Source organism: Serratia sp. LS-1 (assembly GCF_003719595.1).
Taxonomy (GTDB): Bacteria; Pseudomonadota; Gammaproteobacteria; order Enterobacterales; family Enterobacteriaceae; genus Serratia; species Serratia ureilytica.
In genome coordinates, this window is record NZ_CP033504.1 from 1,295,633 (window position 1) to 1,315,134 (window position 19,502).

The 19,502-nt window shown below is 58.4% G+C and carries 17 protein-coding genes and 1 tRNA gene; 8 read left to right on the forward strand and 10 right to left on the reverse strand.

What is annotated here, in order from left to right; all coding sequences use genetic code 11:
* Positions 1-2 precede the first annotated feature (2 nt).
* The 5 genes from EDY99_RS06300 to EDY99_RS06320 form a co-directional block, all read right to left on the reverse strand.
* Positions 3-929, reverse strand: coding sequence for a LysR family transcriptional regulator (locus EDY99_RS06300; RefSeq protein ID WP_033642647.1), 927 nt, complete (start codon positions 927-929; stop codon positions 3-5).
* Positions 930-1,027: 98 nt separating this feature from the next.
* Positions 1,028-2,530: a glycine betaine/L-proline transporter ProP gene (gene proP / locus EDY99_RS06305; RefSeq protein ID WP_025302375.1), complete on the reverse strand. Its 1,503-nt coding sequence runs from the start codon at positions 2,528-2,530 to the stop codon at positions 1,028-1,030.
* Positions 2,531-2,944: 414 nt separating this feature from the next.
* The gene (locus tag EDY99_RS06310; RefSeq protein ID WP_060659676.1) at positions 2,945-4,312 is read right to left on the reverse strand and encodes a TolC family protein; all 1,368 of its coding nucleotides are present in this window, start codon (positions 4,310-4,312) and stop codon (positions 2,945-2,947) included.
* A gap of 3 nt (positions 4,313-4,315) precedes the next feature.
* Positions 4,316-6,253 carry a MacB family efflux pump subunit gene (locus EDY99_RS06315; protein WP_033642649.1) on the reverse strand — a complete coding sequence of 646 codons (1,938 nt, stop codon included), beginning with the start codon at positions 6,251-6,253 and terminating at the stop codon, positions 4,316-4,318.
* Complete coding sequence (locus EDY99_RS06320; RefSeq protein WP_080280844.1) at positions 6,250-7,455, reverse strand: efflux RND transporter periplasmic adaptor subunit; 1,206 nt, start codon at positions 7,453-7,455, stop codon at positions 6,250-6,252. The genes EDY99_RS06315 and EDY99_RS06320 overlap by 4 nt, the downstream gene beginning before the upstream one ends.
* Positions 7,456-7,671: 216 nt before the next feature.
* Between EDY99_RS06320 and cho the strand changes: the two genes are divergently transcribed.
* From cho to EDY99_RS24890, 5 genes are all read left to right on the forward strand, one after another.
* Positions 7,672-8,520: an excinuclease Cho gene (gene cho / locus EDY99_RS06325; RefSeq protein ID WP_033644249.1), complete on the forward strand. Its 849-nt coding sequence runs from the start codon at positions 7,672-7,674 to the stop codon at positions 8,518-8,520.
* A gap of 112 nt (positions 8,521-8,632) precedes the next feature.
* Positions 8,633-8,729, forward strand: a tRNA-OTHER gene (locus tag EDY99_RS06330).
* A gap of 186 nt (positions 8,730-8,915) precedes the next feature.
* Complete coding sequence (locus EDY99_RS06335) at positions 8,916-9,215, forward strand: sigma-S stabilization anti-adapter protein IraP (RefSeq protein ID WP_033642650.1); 300 nt, start codon at positions 8,916-8,918, stop codon at positions 9,213-9,215.
* Between the two features lie 123 nt (positions 9,216-9,338).
* A complete protein-coding gene (locus EDY99_RS06340; protein ID WP_047026308.1) occupies positions 9,339-9,842 on the forward strand; it encodes a YlaC family protein in 504 nt (167 codons plus the stop codon).
* 69 nt (positions 9,843-9,911) lie between these two features.
* Positions 9,912-10,043 (forward strand): hypothetical protein, encoded by a 132-nt coding sequence (locus EDY99_RS24890; RefSeq protein ID WP_015377413.1) that lies wholly within the window; start codon positions 9,912-9,914, stop codon positions 10,041-10,043.
* 60 nt (positions 10,044-10,103) lie between these two features.
* On the opposite strand, the gene EDY99_RS24895 is transcribed toward EDY99_RS24890, so the two are convergent.
* From EDY99_RS24895 to mdoC, 4 genes are all read right to left on the reverse strand, one after another.
* Positions 10,104-10,232 (reverse strand): hypothetical protein, encoded by a 129-nt coding sequence (locus EDY99_RS24895; RefSeq protein WP_033642652.1) that lies wholly within the window; start codon positions 10,230-10,232, stop codon positions 10,104-10,106.
* Positions 10,233-10,475: 243 nt separating this feature from the next.
* The gene (locus EDY99_RS06345; protein WP_004927894.1) at positions 10,476-12,197 is read right to left on the reverse strand and encodes a potassium/proton antiporter; all 1,722 of its coding nucleotides are present in this window, start codon (positions 12,195-12,197) and stop codon (positions 10,476-10,478) included.
* A 283-nt stretch (positions 12,198-12,480) separates the two neighbouring features.
* Entirely contained in the window at positions 12,481-12,705 is a 225-nt protein-coding gene (locus tag EDY99_RS06350) for a hypothetical protein (RefSeq protein ID WP_033642653.1), read from the reverse strand.
* Between the two features lie 301 nt (positions 12,706-13,006).
* Positions 13,007-14,137 (reverse strand): glucans biosynthesis protein MdoC, encoded by a 1,131-nt coding sequence (gene mdoC, locus EDY99_RS06355; protein ID WP_042784177.1) that lies wholly within the window; start codon positions 14,135-14,137, stop codon positions 13,007-13,009.
* A 259-nt stretch (positions 14,138-14,396) separates the two neighbouring features.
* On the opposite strand from mdoC, the gene mdoG reads away from it, so the two are divergent.
* The 3 genes from mdoG to EDY99_RS06370 all read left to right on the forward strand — a co-directional run bounded on the left by mdoG (position 14,397) and on the right by EDY99_RS06370 (position 18,925).
* Entirely contained in the window at positions 14,397-15,965 is a 1,569-nt protein-coding gene (mdoG, locus tag EDY99_RS06360; protein ID WP_169539530.1) for a glucans biosynthesis protein MdoG, read from the forward strand.
* Complete coding sequence (gene mdoH / locus EDY99_RS06365; RefSeq protein WP_033650723.1) at positions 15,958-18,516, forward strand: glucans biosynthesis glucosyltransferase MdoH; 2,559 nt, start codon at positions 15,958-15,960, stop codon at positions 18,514-18,516. The genes mdoG and mdoH overlap by 8 nt, the downstream gene beginning before the upstream one ends.
* 211 nt (positions 18,517-18,727) lie before the next feature.
* Positions 18,728-18,925 (forward strand): YceK/YidQ family lipoprotein, encoded by a 198-nt coding sequence (locus EDY99_RS06370; RefSeq protein ID WP_046688460.1) that lies wholly within the window; start codon positions 18,728-18,730, stop codon positions 18,923-18,925.
* 6 nt (positions 18,926-18,931) lie between these two features.
* Here the strand turns inward: EDY99_RS06370 and EDY99_RS06375 are convergent, their stop codons facing one another.
* Positions 18,932-19,477: a GNAT family N-acetyltransferase gene (locus tag EDY99_RS06375; protein WP_033642659.1), complete on the reverse strand. Its 546-nt coding sequence runs from the start codon at positions 19,475-19,477 to the stop codon at positions 18,932-18,934.
* Positions 19,478-19,502: the final 25 nt, after the last annotated feature.

Consider the following 19,502-nt stretch of genomic DNA (forward strand, 5'->3'; position numbering starts at 1 on the left):
TTTCAGGTTGACGTCAGGAAAGGGGACAGCGCGGTTTCCCAGCTGGGCGTAGGGCCAATGTGCTCGCTCAGAAAGTCCACCAGCGCCTTGATCTTGGGGGATGCGCGTTTTGAACGGCGATAGACGGCGGAAATGTCGCCGCCGTCGGGTGAATAGGCGGCCAGCACAATGCGCAGTTCCCCTGCGCGTATCGCGTCGGCGGCGATAAATGCGGGCAGGATGGCGAGGCCCAAACCAGCTTTCGCCGCCGCCAGCAGGTGAAAAGCATTATCGGTGCGCAGGCGTTTGCCGATACGAAACGATCGGATCTCGCCTTCGATGGGGAGTTGCAGCATGCCGGTCGGCTCGCGGTGAATATACAGCAACCCCTGATGCTGTTGCAGGTGTTGCGGGTGCGTCGGCGTGCCTTGACGCGCAAGATAGGCTGGGCTGGCGCAAATCAAGTGACGGTTGGCGCAGATGCGCTGCGCGATCAGGTCGGAATCCGCCAAGGCGCCGATACGGATGGCGACGTCGAAATTTTCCTGATTCAGATTGGCCAGGCGATCGCTGTACTCCACGTCCAGATTGAGGTTCGGGTATTGTTCCATAAAGGCGGATAACAGCGGCGCCAGATAGCGGATGCTGAACGCCATCGGCGCGGTTAACCGCAGTGGGCCCTGCAGTTGGCCGTGCAGTGTTCGCACCGACTCTTCGGCATCGCTCACTTCGCTTAATATGAGAACGGCGCGCTGATAGAACAGATGGCCGGCGTCGGTCAGCCCAAGCGTTTTCCCGCGTTCGAACAGCACAGTCCCAAGGCGCGTCTCCAACTGCTGGATGCGTTTGCTGACCACCGACTTGGTGGTGCCCAAGCGGCGGGCGGCGGCGCTGATGTTGGCGGCCTCGACCACGGCGATATAGGTCGCCATCTCCTGAAACTGATTCATTCATCTCTCCTTCGGCATCCGCCGGGTCAAGTTACCACTCTGTGCACGCCAGGCAAAAAAAACCACCCGGGCGGGTGGTTTTTGCTTGTCAGTGCGAATCAGTCCAGTTTGGGGTGCTGGTCGATCAGGATCTGTTTTTTCTTTTCCAGTTCGGCGATCTGCGCGTTGATGTCCTCGACTTTCTGTTCGATGTTGTCGTAGGTTTCCTGCAGCAGCTCTTTTGCCTCGGAGCGGTCAGAGGCGGCCGGCGTCGCGCCGCGTAGCGGCTTGTTGGCGGTTTCTTTCATGTACAGACCGGTGATAAGACCGATCACCGCAACAACCATCAGGTAGTAGGCCGGCATGTACAGGTTGCCGGTCGCTTCCACCAGCCAGGCGGCAACGGTCGGCGTCGCACCGGCGATCAGTACCGAAATGTTGAACGAAATCGCCAGCGCGCTGTAGCGGATGTGCGTCGGGAACATCGCCGGCAGGATGGAGGCCATCACCCCGGTGAAGGAGTTGAGCAGCACCGCCAGCACCAGCAGGCCGACGAAAATCAGGCCGATGACGTTGCTGTTGATCAGAATGAAGCACGGGATCGCCAACGCCAACAGGCCGATGCTGCCGCCGATGATAAACGGCTTACGGCCGATGCGGTCACTGGTCAGGCCGATCACCGGCTGCACGAACAGCATGCCGATCATGATGGCGATGATGATCAGAACGCCGTGATCTTCCGAGTAGTGCAGGTTATGCGACAGGTAGCTCGGCATGTAAGTCAGCAGCATGTAATAGGTCACGTTGGTGGAAATCACGATACCGACGCACACCAGCAAACTTTTCCAGTGTTTGGCCGCGATCTCTTTGAACGAGGTCTTTGGCGGATTCTCGATGGCGTTGCGATCCTCTTTCTCCATCTTGTCCACGTGCTGCTGGAACGCCGGGGTTTCTTCCAGCGCATGGCGCAAGTAGAGACCGATCAGGCCCAGCGGCGCGGCGATGAAGAACGGGATACGCCAGCCCCAGTCGAGGAAGTTGGCTTCGCCGACGATACTGGAGATCAGCACCACTACGCCTGCGCCCATCACAAAGCCGGCGATGGAGCCGAAGTCCAGCCAGCTGCCCATAAAGCCGCGTTTGCGGTCCGGTGAGTATTCGGCGACGAAGATCGCCGCACCGGAATATTCACCGCCGACGGAGAAGCCTTGCGCCAGTTTGGCCAGCAGCAGCAAGATCGGCGCCCAGATGCCGATCGACGCATAGGACGGGATCAGGCCGATACAGAAGGTGCTGACCGCCATGATGATAATGGTGACCGAGAGCACTTTTTGACGGCCGAACTTGTCGCCCATGGCGCCGAAGAACAGACCGCCGAGCGGACGCACCAGGAAGGGGACGGAGAAGGTCGCCAGTGCGGCGATCATTTGCACGCCGGGAGAGGCGCCGGGGAAGAAGACCTGGCCAAGCGCATAGGCGACAAAGCCGTATACGCCGAAGTCGAACCACTCCATTGCGTTGCCGAGGGCCGCGGCGGTAATGGCCTTCTTGAGTTTGCTGTCATCGATGATGGTGATGTCGTTAATGTGCATCGGTTTATGTCGTTTTTTTCTTAACTTCATATAATCATCCCTTAATGAATTATTCGTTGTTCGTGAAAGCGTAATCTCCGTTCACTGTTGTTTTCGAGTTATCAAATCGGCTAATCGAATCGCGGTTCAAGACGATTCATTATCCACATTTAAGTTGAGATGTGGATCACAAAATAGCGTCGCTCATGCCGATGTTATGTCATTTAGGTGACTAATTATTTTGCATCTATAGCTTAACGTTATATCTTGCGGCGATCAAATCCAGCAGTTTAACTTAAGTGTTTGCACCGATTTGGTGCGAGAATGGTCTGATAATTGTGCGATCTGGCGATTTTTCGGCTGATTGATGGTGTTTCCAGTATAGAGAATACGGGAGATAAAACAGGAAAAATTGATGTGTTCGCCGCTAAAAAAACGCCTGGCCAGGTGGCCAGGCCGGTGAGATTACGGCGCCGATGAACCGCCGAATTCGAGATAGATTTTCGCCAGATTCTGGTACTGCGCGAAGCGGTTCTCATCCACCGCCAGTTCCGCCTGACGGCGTTGTTCCTGAGCGTTCAGCCAGTCGGTAATGGTGACGGCGCCCTGTCGGTAACGCACCTCGTTCAACCGCTCCGATTTACGCGCCAACGCCAATGAGGCGCGCAACTGCGTCTCCTGCGCCAGCAGCTGCGTGCGCAGTGACAGCGCGTTGTTCACATCGCCCATCGCTTTGTACAGCGCCTGCTTGAAGGCCAGAACTTGCTGTTCATAGTCGTTGCGGGCGATCTTGATCTCCACGCCCATTTGCCGCCACTGCAGGAACGGCAGCGTCAGGCCGGCGCTGAGGCTGCCCGTCGGGTTGCGCAGGAATTCCAGCAGCGCGCTGCTGCTGGCGCCCAGTGAACCGGTCAGGCTGAACGCGGGATAGTATTGCAGACGTTTTTCATCGACGTTGGCCAGGGCGGCGCGCAACCGCAGCTCTTGAGCGCTGAGATCCGGGCGACGGCTCAGGACGCTGGCGGGAATGCCGGTGTTGATCTGCGGCATCGCCGTCGTCGGCAGGCGCGCGGGCGCGATGGTGGCCTGGCCTGATGGCGCGCCCAGCAGCACCGCCTGTTCGTTCAGCGCCTGTTGACGATCGTGTTGTAACGCCACCAGGCTGCGTTCCTGAGTCAGCAAGTTTTGTTCCGCATTCACTACGTCCAGCGCCGAGATGCTGCCGGCCTGATAACGGGCGTTGGCCAGCCGCAGCGTCGTTTTGGCATAGGCGATGCTCGCCTGGCTGACGCTGATTTGTTGATTGAGAAAACCGATGCGCCAGTAGTTGGTGGCGGCGTCGGCCAACAGCTTCAGGCGCGCCGCCTGCAGATCCTGCACGGAAGCCTGGCTGCTCCACTCGGCCGCGTCGCGCTGGCGCGCCAGCTTGCCCCACAGATCGACCTCATAGCTGGTGGTGAGCGACGCGTTGCTGGTTTTATTCCACGCGGAGGACTCGGACAGCGGGCGATTAATGCTGCTGCCTAATGAGGCGCTGACGCCGGGCGCGGTGCTGATGCCGACGCGTTCCGCCTCGAGCCGCGCGCGGTAAACGCGCAACGCGGCGGCGGCCAGATCGTTATTGCTCGCCATCACCTGTTGCAGCCAACGATCGAGCTCGGGATCGTGGAAATCGCGCCAGTCGAACGGCGTCGGCGCGGCGTTGTCGGCAGCGTATTGCCACCCCGCAGGATAGTTGACCTGCGGCGCCCGGTAGTCGCTTTTCAGGGCATTGCCGCAGCCGGCGGTGAGCAGGGCGGCGAGGCTTAACGCCAGGGGAGATAAAATTTTCATGGGTTACTCGCTGGCCAATGAAACGACCGGATCCATCCTTGCCGCTTTGCGGGCGGGGAGATAACCGAAGATCATGCCGATTAAGGTTGAACAGAAAAATGCCGTGGCGGCGGCTTGCCAGGAATAGATGGCGGTGAACATGCCGCCCGCCAGCGAGGTGAACAGCGACCCGGCGGCGAACGACAGCGCGATGCCCAAAGCGCCGCCGATCAGACAGACCAGCACCGCCTCTATCATGAACTGTTGCATGATGTCGCTGCGCCGCGCGCCGACCGCCATGCGCACGCCGATTTCGTGGGTGCGTTCGGTCACCGAGACCAGCATGATGTTCATCACGCCCAGGCTGCCGATCACCAGCGCGATGGACGCCACCATCAGGATCAGCAGGCTAAAAGTCATTGACGTGCGTTCGATGGACTTTCGGATTTTATCGAAGTTGTACAAACGGAAATCTTTTACGCCATGGCGTTGGGTCAACAGCTGTGTGATAGCGGTGACGGCCGATTCGCTGGCGACATTGTCCTTTAGCCGAACGGTGATGCCGCTGAGCGTCGGTTTGCCTACCATGCGATACATCACCGTGCTGTAGGGCATCCAAACAGTAATGCGATTGGGCGCGTAGTTGCGATTGCTTTTCGCCACACCGATCACTCGGGCCGGCACCGAGCCGAGAAACACGATCTGGCCGAGCGGCTCGACGCCGAAATCGCCGAACAGCGCCTGGCGCGCATTGTCGTCGATGATCACTTCCTGCAGCGCATTACGATCGTCGCGGAAAGTCACGCCTTGTAACAGCTCGACGCCGTTAACGCGGAAATAGTCGCGCCCGACGCCGGTGATCGAGGCGGTGGCGGATTTGCTGCGAAAACGGATGCTGTCGGAAGCGTCTACTTCCGGGCTGACGCTGTCGACGAAGCTTTGCTGCGCCAGCGCGTCGGCATCGGCCGGCACCAGGGTGCGGATGCTGTCGATGGCGTCGTCGAAGAAATCGCGACCCGGATAGATGCTTACCACGTTAGTGCCGAGATCTTTGAGGTTTTCCAGCGTGCGCTGTTTGGCGCCTTCGCCCAGCGCCACTACCGTGACCACGGCGGCGATGCCGAAGATGATGCCGGTCATGGTCAGCGCGGTGCGCAGACGATGAGCGTTCATCGCTTTCAGCGCCATGTGCAGCGATTCACGGGTGCGGTCGATCAGGCGTTGCCAGCCGCTTTGCCGGCTGCGGTTCGGCGGCGGCAACGATGGGCCGGACGCCGACTTGCGGCCGCTGTCAGCGATGATCTTGCCGTCTTGCAGTTCGATGACGCGCTGCGCATGTTGCGCCACTTTCATATCGTGGGTGACGATCACCACGGTATGGCCGCGCTGATTCAGTTCGCTCAGGATCGCCAGCACTTCCTGGCCGGATTGGGTGTCCAGCGCGCCGGTCGGTTCGTCCGCCAGGATGATCTCACCGCCGTTGATCAGGGAGCGGGCGATGCTGACGCGCTGCTGTTGGCCGCCGGAAAGCTGGCCGGGTTTGTGATCTTCTCGTCCCTCAAGCCCCAACCGCGCCAGCAATTGCGCCGCCCGCTGCCGACGCTGATCGCGCCGGGCGTTGGCGTAGATGGCCGGTATTTCGACGTTGCCCAGCGCGCTGAGATCGGGCATCAGGTGATAGCGCTGGAAGATAAAACCGATATGTTCGCGGCGCAGGCGGGCCAATTCGTCCGGCGACAGGTGGGCGGCGTTCTGGCCGCTGATGTAGTAATCGCCGCGATCCGGCACGTCGAGGCAGCCCATGATGTTCATCAGCGTCGATTTGCCGGAACCGGAGGCGCCGATGATCGCCACCAGCTCGCCGGCGGCGATGGTCAGATCGATGTCTTTCAACACCGTTAACGCTTGACCGCCGTTGGTGTACGTTCGGCTGATGCCTTTTAGTTCGATGATCGCGTTCACAGGAAGATGCCATCCTCAGCCGATTTGGCGGCGGGCTGCGACAGCACCACGGTTTCACCGGCTTTCAGGCCGCTGAGGATCTGAATGTCGACATTGTTGGTGATGCCGGTGGTCACTTTGCGCGTTTCCAACCGCTGGTCCTGGGTCAGCACCTGCACCTGCTGCTCTTTGCCATCGATTTTATGCACCGCCTGGATCGGCACCAGCAGGGTGTTCTTCGCGTCGCCGAGCAGCAAGGACACCTGCGCGGTCATGGCGATGCGCAGGCGGTTTTCCGGGTTTGGCACGTCCAGCAGCGCGTTGTAATAGACCGAGGCGTTCGAGGTGCCGGAGCCGGAAGCGGAGCTGGTGCCGGCGAGCGAGTCGTCTTTCATCACCGATTCCGGTGCCAGCTCGATAGTGCGCAGCGTGGCGTCGTAGCGTTTATCCGGATCGGAGAAAATAGTGAAGTAAGCCTTTTGTCCCGGCGAAATGCGGGTGATGTCGGCTTCGGAGATCTGCGCCTTGATGGTCATCATATCCAGCCGCGCCAGCTTGACGATGGTCGGCGCACTTTGGCTGGAGTTGACCGTTTGTCCCTGCTGCGTGACCACGGCGATAACAATGCCGTCCATCGGCGCAACCACGCGGGTATAGCCCAGATCGATTTTTTTCTTCTCGACTTCGATCTGCGATTGCACCAACTGCGCATTGAGCGCCTGCAGATCGGCGCGAGTGGTGGCGAGCGAGGCTTCGGCGGTCTCGAAGTCTTCCCGAGAACTGGCTTCGTCGTTCAGCATGCGGCGCTGGCGTTTGAAACGCGACTCCGCCTGTTTCAGCAAGGCCTGTTTGGCTAACATATTGGCTTTGACTACGTTCAGCGCCGCTTCGGCGTTGCGCAGATCGTTGCGCTGTTGCAGATCGTCGATGTCGGCGATCGGTTGCCCTTTGGTGACGCGATCGCCCAGCTTGACCTTCAGCGATTTGACTTCGCCGGAGACGCGGGCGCCGACGTTGACGCGTTCGATGGCATCCAGCCGCCCGGTGGCCAGCACGGCGTTTTCGATATCGCCCAGGCGGGCCGGCGCGGTAACGTAATCCTGCTGCGGCGGGCGTTGCCAAAAGATGGCCAGCGCGACGGCGACGGCGATGAAAACGATGGCGGCGATCAACGCCAGACGGCGGGAGGGGAGTTTCAGTGATGACATACCCAGGTTTTCCATAACGATAAAAGCGGCGGTTCCAGTCTGCCATCATGGCAGCGCCAGCTTGAACTGGCGCTAAACGTGAGGCGCTTTCCCGCTGGAAAGGGGATAGTAAAGGCTTTCCCGTTAAAGATCACGGTGAGTTATTATCCGCCGGGTGTGCAACCGGCTGCGTTGGGCGTTATACTGGGTAAAAAACCAGTATTCATTCATCAGCAGGATAATGCCACCGCCATGATGCCAAACCGCCTCGAGCCAGAACTCGACATTTATCAATACCCGGAGCACCTGCGCGCCTGCCTGGCGCCGTTGCCTAAAGGGCCGGGCGTGTATGTGTTTCACGGTCAAAGCGAGAGCCTGCCGCTTTACATCGGTAAAAGCGTCAATATACGCAGCCGGGTGATGGCGCACTTCCGCGCGCAGGACGAGGCTAAAATGCTGCGCCAAACCCGACGCATCAGCTTTATCGAGACCGCCGGTGAGTTGGGCGCATTGCTGCTGGAGGCGCAGTTGATCAAACAACAACAGCCGCTGTTCAACAAACGTCTGCGGCGCTCGAAACAGCTGTGCGCGCTGCGCTTGCAGGCTGATGCGGTGACGATTGCTCACGCCAAAGAGATCGACTTCGCCGTCACGCCCCATCTCTACGGGCTGTTTGCCAATCGCCACGCCGCGCTGGAAAAGCTGCGCGCCATCGCCGACGAGCATCGTTTATGTTACGGCAAGCTGGGGATCGACAAGCTGCCGGCGGGGCGAGCCTGTTTCCGCTACAGCCTGCGCAAGTGCGCGGGCGCCTGTTGTGGCGTGGAGTCGGCGCAGGAGCATGCGCTGCGGCTCAGCGCGGCGCTTGAGCAGTTGCGCATCACCTGTTGGCCGTTCGCCGGGCGCGTGGCGCTGGAGGAGCAGGGCGAGACGCTGCGTCAGTACCATGTGATCCACAATTGGTTTTATCTGGGCTCGGTCGGCAATCTGGCGCAGGCGGAGCGGCTACAGAGCGCGGCCAGCCATTTCGACAGCGATGGCTACAAGATTTTGTGCAAGCCGCTTATCGCCGGCGATTACCCGATTATTGAGCTGCCATAAGGCCATAACGCTGGCGATAACCTAAGACTTATCCGTAAAATCAGGGCATTATGCTAAAAAAGCTTGAGTCCATAATATTGTTATGGATAATAACGCCCCGAAGCGAAGGAACGCGCTATTAACTCAGTTGGCAGAGTGATTGGTTTTATAATGGCTTGTTTTGGCTTGAAAATTGATAGACGCGGGTTCGAGTCCTGCATAGCGCGCCAGCTTCCTTTCACTTCATCTCATCGCGCTTACCGTAAAGCGCACCCGGGTTGATTTGCACTATCGGCTCCTCGTTGGGATTTTCGGGTGTGCTTTACCGTAACCGCTGGCTTTCCTTCCTCTTTCTCTCTCGATCCTTTGCTAAACTGTAATCAGGCAGGCTTGCTGCCCGGCAACAGGAGGTCGATATGTCCCACTCCGAGCAACTGCAGGAACTCTTGCAACGCGTCGCCGCCCTCGAGGCGAGAGAGAAGGCGCTGACCGCCGCGTCCAACGCTTACCAGGCGATTATCACCACCATGTTGGGCAATATGGAGAAGACTGAACGTGATCGCATCATCGCGATGATCGATCAGGCCCATGAAATCGCCTACGCCCGCGCCATTCAACGCAGCAACGAACCGCAAAAGCAGAAAATCAAACAGGCCGACGACGTCGCCCAGCGCATGTTCATGTTTGCGCAAGGCAAAGCCGCTCAACCGCGCTGAAGCCGAACTATAACAGTTGCCGCCATTAAGTTGGTTAACTGATCTACCCGGCAAAACTGTACTTGTGTTACTTTTAGCGGTGAGATTTGATGGCAATGCTGTTTCCAGCATAAGGTTGTAACGATGGACGCGATTAAAAGCATCTTGGTTAAAGAGATTGAACAGATCAATCGGCGCGAAGGGCGCGACGGCAAGCCGCGCTTCAACAGCGAATTCGCCCGCACTCACCGCTATTTGTGCCTTGCCATGTTCGCCGGTTACTTCGCGGTGATCGCCGTGATGTATCAGGTGCCGTACATGGGGATGTATGCCTTCCTCGGCTTCACCGCCTTTGTGCTGTTCATGTTCGCCATGCTGCTGATCGAGATCCGGCCGGTCTACCGCTTTGAAGACATCGGGGTGCTGGATCTGCGAGTGTGCTATAACGGCGAGTGGTACTTCACCCGCGCGCTGTCGCCTTATGCGGTGCAACAGCTGCTGGATGAGCCGTCCATCGGTGCCGCGTTGAAACAGAAGATGCGGGTGATCATCGGCAACAAGGGCGAAATCGACTTCTACGACGTGTACGACATGGCCTACGGAAAAAAGCCGCAGGATGAGCCATCGCAGCTGGCGGCGGCAAACTGAAAGGTTTCCGGCCAGCGGCTTGTCGATTATACTCAGCGTTTGAACGCGAAGCAGAATGAGGACCAAGCGATGAGTGATGATATTTTCGATTTTGATATCGATGCCGAACTGGCGAAAGCCGAAGAAAAAGCGGCGCAGAAGGTAAAAGAGGTCCCTGAATTCCTCGAAGACGAAGCGGACTGCGAAGGTTGCAAGATCTGATCGCCTGACCCATAAAAAAACCGCCGCGGCGGTTTTTTTTATCTCTGAGCGTCCTCGGTATCAGTCCAGCATGAATCCCCAGATGAGGAACGCCGCCACCAGAATCAGGCAAAGCGCGGACACCGTCACCAGTATTTTCCCCAGAATGTCTTTTTCTTGTTCCCGCTGCGTCACGTTGAAATTATCCAATTAAAAGTCTATGGACCAAACCGGCGATGCTGAGATCGAGCGCCGCTACGCCCAGCGCCATGACCATCATCACCGAAAGAAATCGAGTCTTGCCGTTCACATCCCTAATCCCCGTTGGCGCCGCTGTTAAATTTTTTTTATATCAAACGGATATAATTCAGCGACGCCGTACTTCATGCATCATGATAGTGATTAAGAACGTTCTTAAGGCCAGAAGTTCCCTCATCTGATAGCGCGGCCGCGTTAGTCGGTCACGATCCTGACGCCTATCTTGCTGACCTGATTGCCCTCCATTTCGGCAATGGTCCAGGTCAGGCCGTCCCATTCCACCTGGTCGCCGATCACCGGTTCACCGCCGATCAGCTGAATGACGAACTGCCCCAGCGTCTGTTGCTCGTCGACATCATCTTGCAGATTGAGGCCATAAACCTGCGAGATGTCGCTTAAACGGGCGTCGGATTGCAGGATAAAGTCGCCGAAGAAGCGTTCGTCGAGCGTCACGGCCGGCGCTTGGCTAAACAGTTTGCCGAGGATCGGCAGATCGTGCTCATGGCCGATAACGCACAGGATATCGTTCTCGCGCAGCCGGGTACTGCCGCTAGGGTGCAGCAGCTCTTTGCCGCGGAACAGGGCGGCGATGCGGGTATTGGGTGGCATTTTCAGCTCGCGCAGCGCGGCGCCGACGCACCAGTTTTCCGCCGAAAGTTGATACACAAACTGTTCCCACTGGTTTTCCGGGTGCACGTCCAGCCCAACGCGGGAGATCGGCGTCAGCGCCGGTGGCACGATCACCTTGGCCTTTTTGGCGGCGAACGACAGCGTGGTGCCTTGCAGCAGCAGGGAGACCAGCACCACGAAAAACGCCACGTTAAAGAACAGCTGGGCGTTGGGCAGCCCGGCCATCATCGGGAACACCGCCAGGATCACCGGTACCGCGCCGCGCAGGCCAACCCAGGAAATAAAGCCGCGTTCGCGCAGGGTAAAGCTGCGGAACGGCAGCAGGCCGATAAACACCGACAGCGGGCGTGCGAACAGGATCATCCACAGCGACAGCAGCAGGGCTGGGATGGCGATCGGCAGCAGCTCATGCGGGTTGAGCAGCAGGCCGAGCACCAGGAACATGCCGATCTGGCTGAGCCATGCCAGGCCATCGAAGGTTTGCACGATGCCGTGACGGTTGCGAATTGGACGGTTGCCCAGCAGCAGGCCGCACAGGTACACCGCCAGAATGCCGCTGCCGTCCAGCGCCGTGGTCAGCGCGAAAATAAGAATGCCGCCGCTCACCGCCAGCAGCGGGTAGAGGCCGTCCGCCAGCTTGATGTGGTTAATCAGCGTCAGCAGCAGCCAGCCGCCGCCGAGACCGAAGACGATGCCCATGCCGAACTGCTGCATCAGATGCAGCGGGAAGGTCCAGCTCAGCGCGGTTTCACCGGCGGCGATCATAGCAATCAGCGTGATGGTGAGAAATACCGCCATAGGATCGTTGCTGCCGGACTCGATCTCCAGCGTGGCGCTGACGCGTTCGTTCAGGCCTTTGCCGCCCAGCAGCGAAAATACCGCGGCGGCGTCGGTAGAACCGATGATGGCGCCGATCAGCAACCCCTGCAACAGATCGAGATTGAACAGCCAGGCGGCGGCCATGCCGGTCAGGCCGGCGGTGATCACCACGCCGACGGTGGCGAGAGACAGTGCCGGCCACAGCGCCACGCGGAATGAGCTGACCCGGGTGCGCATGCCGCCGTCGAGCAGGATCACCGCCAACGCGAGGTTGCTGACCAGATAAGCGACCGGGTAATTGCTGAAGACGATGCCGCCGGGGCCGTCAACGCCGGCCAGCATGCCGATCGCCAGGAAGATCACCAGGATCGGAATGCCGAGCCGGGAAGAAAATGAGCTGAGCAGAATGCTTGCCCCCACCAGCACGGCACCGATGACGAACAAGCTGTTAATGGTGCTGGCATCCAAAATATCGTTCTCCTGAGGCTGGGGGATAGGGGACTCTGCGCGTATTTCGATGATAACGTGTTTAGTGGGTAAAACGCCAAGGCTGATTGCGAAAACAATCGATCAATTATTACCCTTTGGTGCGATTAAACTAAGAAAGTGAGGGGAAGAGGTGAAGTTCTGCCTTTTATCCAACATTATCAGGCTGCTGTATTTCGGTTTTGGCAATAATGCCGGGTTTGCACGGCGGGAAAAACCATTAAGCCCGCGCAGGCAGGCTTAATGGTTTGCAGGCGCGGTAGGGTTAATGGTCGAGCGATTCCAGCGACCGTTTGATCAGCTCGGTGGCCAGTTTGCGTTCCGCTTCGGAAATGCCGTCGAGATTGAAGTTGGAGAGCTCAGCGACCAAAACGCTGCGTTCTTTACCGCTGATCGAAGCATCCAGCGCGGACAGCAACCTGCTGAGGATCTTCAGCAGGGTGGCGTTTTCCGCTACGGCTTCCTGAGCCTGGGTGTTTTTATCGGTCATTCAAAATCCTCTCTGTCGTGACGGAAGGGAGAGACAGGTAACGCCATCGAATCAATCAAGCGATCGCGCAGCCCTTCGGGGGTTGAGCCCAATCACTACCGTAAGGCAGGGATCCGGATTTCTACTTATGCATTGCAGTTATAACGGCCAGGTTATCTATGCCGCCGTATCACTTTGCCTTAACGGACGACGTCAAGCTGAACAATGTGTGCTCTGTGTGCAAACGACCAGTATAGGCTTTTTGCGCGGCGGTAATATGACAGAAAACCCCTGCAAACATTCAGGTTTACAGGGGCCAGGTTTATTGCGGCTTGCCGGAGAACAAGAAGCGCAGCACCGGGATGCGTTTGTGCAGCTCATATAAAGCGAAGGCCAGCGAGAACACAAACAGCAGGCCCAGCAAGAACCCCAACAGGTTGTTGCCGATATAAGGCGTCACGAAAGCGCCATATATCAGGGTCAACGGATGGTGCACCAGATATATAAACAGCGAGGCGTTGACCAGATAGGTGATGCGCGGCGAGTGATAATTCAGCAGGTTATGCCCGAAAGAGAACACCACATTGGTCATCAGGATCCCCATTAGGGTTTTGATCACCACTTCCAGCTCGAACATATAGCTGCTGTGCGCCAACAGTTTCTGGTTCAGCATATATGCGATAAACAGCAGCAGCGAGCCGAGCAGCGCCAGCGGCGAACGGCGCAGAAAAATCTCTTTAAGCCACACATACTTAAACGCATAGGCGCCGAGGATGAAGAACGGCAGGTAGAACATCGTCTCCATCACCACGAAATTGAACAGGCCATTGGATAATAGCTGTGGCGCGAAAATTAAAATAATACGGTGCGCGGCCGAATAGCATACCGCATAAATAAAGAAACACAGTGAGATGTTTCCTAATCCACGCATTCTGTTGATTAACGCTGGAATAGGCTCGCGTGTTTGACGCTTGATTTTGCGGAACAGATAAAAGCAGGCGAAGGTTAACAATGACAGGGTCAATAAGAACCACAGATGAGACACCAATTCCCAAACTGTTACATTTATTTTCTGATAGAGAGAAAACTCGTCCCAGCCGTTTAATTTATCGGTGAAATATTTCAGCATGAAAAATTGCGGCACCGTAATTAGCGGGATGGAGCTCAACAGCGGGATCGCCACCCGCTCCAGCCTGACCTTCAGCCACTGATGGCGCTCGTAACGCTCGTAGAGCATGTAGGAGAAGTAGCCGGAAATCACGAAGAACACCTGCATGCGGAAGGCGTGGATGAAGTCGTTCAGCACCGTGAGTGAGAAGGAGGGCGACGCGCTGTTCACCGCCCAGGCGTGGCTGGAATAAATCAGGGAAAGGTGAAACGGAATGCCGAGCAGCATCAAATAGGCTCGGATCGAATCGAGGAAAAACTCGCGCTGTTTGCTGCCTTTAGTCATAGATTACCGCTGGTGATTTAATCGGGTGCTCATTAACACGCTTAATAAGTCGTCAAACGTTAAATTGTTATCCGGAACCCTACTATAGCCCCTCGCATTTTTCCATAGCGTCTTGTTGCGCGGCTTGCTACGCTGGTGCTCCATCAGCTGCTTAAACAATGAGCCGTAAACATGAACCATCCATTTATCATGTTGTCGGAAAGCTGAGTAATCCATTAATATGGATTTAAATGATTTGAGCACACGAATAGGGGGGGATGTGCTAGTTAATATATTATCCGGACAACCACGCGCCGCGAGCGTTCGTTGGTTAGGTGCTACCGTATTGTTCACGCTGTTCAGTTCGCCGGCATGGGCCTTTTCTATTGATGATGTGGCCAAGCAGGCGCAGGATCTGGCTGCGAAAGGTTTCGAAGCCCCGAAGAGCAACCTTCCTTCTCAGTTCCGCGAGATGAAGTTCGCAGACTATCAGCAAATTCAGTTCAATCACGATAAAGCCTATTGGAGCAAGCTGAAAACCCCTTTCAAGCTTGAGTTTTATCATCAGGGGATGTATTTCGATACGCCGGTGAAAATCAACGAAGTCACCTCTACCAGCGTAAAACAGATCAAGTACAGCCCGGATTACTTCAACTTCGGCTCGGTCAAACACGATCCTGAATCAGTGAAGAACCTCGGCTTTGCCGGCTTCAAGGTGCTCTACCCGATCAACAGCGCCGACAAAAACGATGAGATTATGAGCCTGCTGGGCGCGAGCTATTTCCGCGTGGTGGGTAAAGGGCAGGTTTACGGGCTTTCCGCTCGTGGCCTGGCTATCGATACCGCTTTGCCTTCCGGCGAAGAGTTCCCGCGTTTCCGCGAATTCTGGGTTGAGCGTCCGAAGCAGGGCGACAAACACCTGGTGATCTACGCGCTGCTGGATTCCCCGCGCGCCACCGGCGCTTACCGTTTCACGGTGATCCCGGGCCGTGACACCACCGTGGACGTCGAGTCCAAAGTGTTCCTGCGCGATAAGGTGGGCAAATTGGGCCTGGCGCCGCTGACCAGCATGTTCCTGTTCGGCCCGAACCAGCCGTCGCCGACGCTGAACTACCGCCCGGCGCTGCACGATTCCAACGGTCTGTCTATCCATGCCGGCAACGGCGAGTGGATCTGGCGTCCGCTGAACAATCCTAAACACCTGTCCGTCAGCACCTATACCGTTGAGAATCCGAAAGGCTTCGGTCTGCTGCAGCGCGGTCGCAACTTCAAAGAGTACGAAGATCTGGACGATCGTTACGATCTGCGCCCGAGCGCCTGGATCGAACCGAAAGGCGACTGGGGCAAAGGCAAGGTCGAGCTGGTGGAGATCCCAACGGCGGATGAAACCAACGACAACATCGTCGCGTTCTGGACGCCGGATACCTTGCCGGAAGCCAAAAAACCGCTGACGCTGAGCTACCGTCTGAACTTCACCCGCGATGAAGACAAACTGCATTCGCAAGACATCGCCTATGTGGCGCGGACCATGCGTTCGACCGGTGACGTGAAGCAGTCCAACCTGATCCGCGAGCCTGACGGCAGCGTCGCCTTCCTGGTCGATTTCGTCGGCCCGGTGCTGAAAGCGCTGGACGCCAATACGCCGGTCGCTTCTCAGATCAGCATCGGCGACAACGGTGAAATGGTAGAAAACAACGTCCGCTATAACCCAGTGACCAAAGGCTGGCGCCTGACGGTGCGTCTGAAAGTGAAAGACGACAAGAAGCCGGTAGAAATGCGCGCGGCGCTGGTCAATGGCGATAAGACACTGTCGGAAACCTGGAGCTATCAGCTACCTGCCAATGAATAAGCCTACTCAACCCGCCCAGGATTATCTTGCGGCGCTGCCTCTGACCGCCGAGCGGTCGGAGGCGCTTACCCCTAAAACGGCGGATGACGCTCAGGCTCTGGAGGCGCTACATCGGCAGATGGGCGCCGCCGACGCCAACGTCAATAGCCTGTCGGCGGATGACGTGGCGCTGGCCTCGGTCAAACCGCGCATCGAAAGCGCCTGGCCGGATGCGGTCAGCGATGACGACTTCGATACCGACGCCGAAGGGCGCGCCATTCTGAAGGCGACGCCGCCGATCAAACGCACCACCATGTTCCCGGAAGCCTGGCGCACCAACCCGGTGGCGCGCTTCTGGGATTCTCTGCTGGGGCGGTCGCCGCACAATCGGCACGCCACCAAAGAGGAGGCCGAGGCCGAGAACCGCTGGCGTACCGTCGGCTCCATGCGCCGCTATGTGCTGCTGGTGCTGATGCTGGTGCAAACCGGCATCGCCACCTGGTATATGAAAACCATCTTGCCTTACCAGGGCTGGGCGCTGATCGATCCTATCGCCATGCTGGACCAAGATCTGATGCAGTCGGTGCTGCAGCTGCTGCCGTATGTGCTGCAAACCGGCATTCTGATCCTGTTCGCCGTGCTGTTCTGCTGGGTCTCGGCCGGTTTCTGGACCGCGCTGATGGGCTTCCTGCAGCTGCTGATCGGCAAGGACAAATACAGCATTTCCTCCACCATCAAGGGCGATGAGCCGATCAACCCGGCGCACCGCACCGCGCTGATCATGCCGATCTGCAACGAAGACGTCGAACGCGTGTTCGCCGGCCTGCGCGCGACCTATGAGTCCGTCGCCGCGACCGGTCAGTTGGAACACTTCGATATCTACGTGCTGAGCGACAGCTACGATCCGGACATCTGCGTGGCCGAGCAAAAGGCGTGGATGGAACTGTGCCGCGATGTCGACGGCCACGGCCGCATCTTCTATCGCCGCCGCCGCCGCCGCGTCAAACGCAAGAGCGGCAACATCGACGACTTCTGCCGTCGCTGGGGCGGTGAGTACAGCTACATGGTGATCCTGGATGCCGACAGCGTGATGAGCGGCGAATGCCTCACCGGGCTGGTTCGCCTGATGGAAGCCAACCCGAACGCCGGCATCATCCAGTCCGCGCCGAAGGCGTCCGGCATGGATACCCTGTACGCGCGCGTGCAGCAGTTCGCTACCCGCGTTTACGGGCCGCTGTTTACCGCCGGTCTGCATTTCTGGCAGCTGGGCGAGTCGCACTACTGGGGCCATAACGCCATCATCCGCGTGAAGCCGTTTATCGAGCACTGTGCGCTGGCGCCGCTGCCGGGCGAGGGCTCCTTCGCCGGTTCTATCTTGTCGCACGACTTCGTTGAAGCGGCGCTGATGCGCCGCGCCGGCTGGGGCGTGTGGATCGCTTACGATCTGCCGGGCAGTTACGAAGAGCTGCCGCCGAACCTGCTGGACGAGCTGAAACGCGACCGTCGCTGGTGCCACGGCAACCTGATGAACTTCCGCCTGTTCCTGGTGAAGGGCATGCACCCGGTGCACCGCGCGGTGTTCCTCACCGGCGTGATGTCCTACCTGTCGGCGCCGCTGTGGTTCATGTTCCTGGCGCTCTCCACCGCATTGCAGGTGGTGCATACCCTGATGGAACCGCAATACTTCCTGCAGCCGCGGCAGCTGTTCCCGGTCTGGCCGCAGTGGCGGCCCGAGCTGGCGATAGCGCTGTTCTCCACCACGCTGGTGCTGCTGTTCCTGCCGAAGCTGCTCAGCATCGTGCTGATCTGGGCCAAGGGGGCGAAAGAGTATGGCGGCGCGTTCCGTTTGTTCATTTCGATGCTGATGGAAATGCTGTTCTCGGTGCTGTTGGCGCCGGTGCGCATGCTGTTCCATACCGTGTTCGTGGTGAGCGCCTTCCTCGGTTGGGAAGTGGTGTGGAATTCGCCGCAGCGTGACGACGACGACACGCCGTGGGGCGAAGCGTTCCGCCGCCATGGCTCGCAGATGTTGCTGGGCCTGGTGTGGGCCGGCGGCATGGCGTGGCTGGATCTGCGTTTCCTGTGGTGGCTGTCGCCAATCGTGTTCTCGCTGATCCTGTCGCCGTTCGTGTCGGTGCTGTCGAGCCGCGCGACGCTGGGCATGAAAAGCAAACGCGCCAAGCTGTTCCTGATCCCGGAAGAGTACAATCCGCCGCGTGAGCTGCTGGCGACGGAAGAGTACCTGCATCTCAACCGCAACCGCGCGTTGACCAACGGCTTTATGCACGCGGTGGTCAACCCGTCCTTCAACGCGTTGGCGACGGCGCTGGCGACGGCGCGTCACCACCTGCGCGCGACGCTCGATCGCAATCGCGAGGAGCGGGTAAACGAAGCGTTGCAGCTGGGGCCGGAGAAGCTGGTGAAGGGCAAGCGTCTGGAACTGCTGAGCGATCCGGTCACGCTGGCTCGTCTGCACCAGCGCGTCTGGCTGCTGCCGGAAGGCGCCGCCTGGCGTGAGCACTATCAGCAGTTGCCGCACAACCCGCTGGCACACCCAACGGGCCGACGTTAATCGCTGAACGGTAACGCTCAGACGGGGAATGCGCATGGCGCGTTCCCCGTTTTTTTTACCTTTTGCTTACGCGCGCCGGTACCGGTGAAAAAAGGGAACTGTGATAGACTGCGGCCGATGCGTTGTTCACTCGCGAAACAACCCTTTGCTCAGAGTCAATGTCGTGAAGCTCTCTTCCTACCTTCGGCTGGCCTGCGTGGCGGCCAGCGTGATGGTCTTAACCGGTTGCGGCAGCATCATCAGCCGCACCGTGCCCGGTGCGGGGCATGGCCACCAGTACTATCCCGGCGTGCAGTGGGATTTGCGCGATACGCCCTGGCGTTACGTCACGGTGATAGATGTGCCGCTGTCGATGGTGGTGGACACCTTTATGCTGCCGTTCGATGCGCAGCATGGCCCCTATGAATAAACCTGCTCAGCGGGTGGCGAACACCACCAGCTGGTAGCCTTTCTGCCCGCAATGGAAAGGCGCCAGCGCCGTCATCCCCAGCCCTTGCACGTGAGCGGCCAACGAATGCGGATTGTCGTCGTCGATAAACAGTGCGCCCACGTCGTAATCATGGCGGGTGTGCGCTTTGACTGCGGCGTAGAGGCGCTTTAATACGCCTTTGCCGCGCCAGGCCATGCCGAGGCAGACCGGGCCGTAGAGAAATACCCGCTGCTCACGCAGCGGCCGTCCGGCGAATGAGTGCGTGGCGAGCGTCGCCAGCATCGCATCCACCACCGGCGGCCGCGGCTGCGCGTCGGCGGGCATCAGGCAAACGAACCCCGCCAGTTGGCCCTCCTGTTCCGCCACCCATATGCCGATGCCGCGGTTGATCGCCGTCAGCTGCGCCTCATTCATGCGCGATACGATAAATCCCTGCCGTTTTTGGCGCTCATCGAGCGCTTCCGGCACGTTTTCCGCCTGCAGCTGCAAAATGGCGGGGTAGTCGGTGGGGCGGGCCTGGCGAATGTTCATGCTGCCTCCTTGGCGTTCAAAGCGT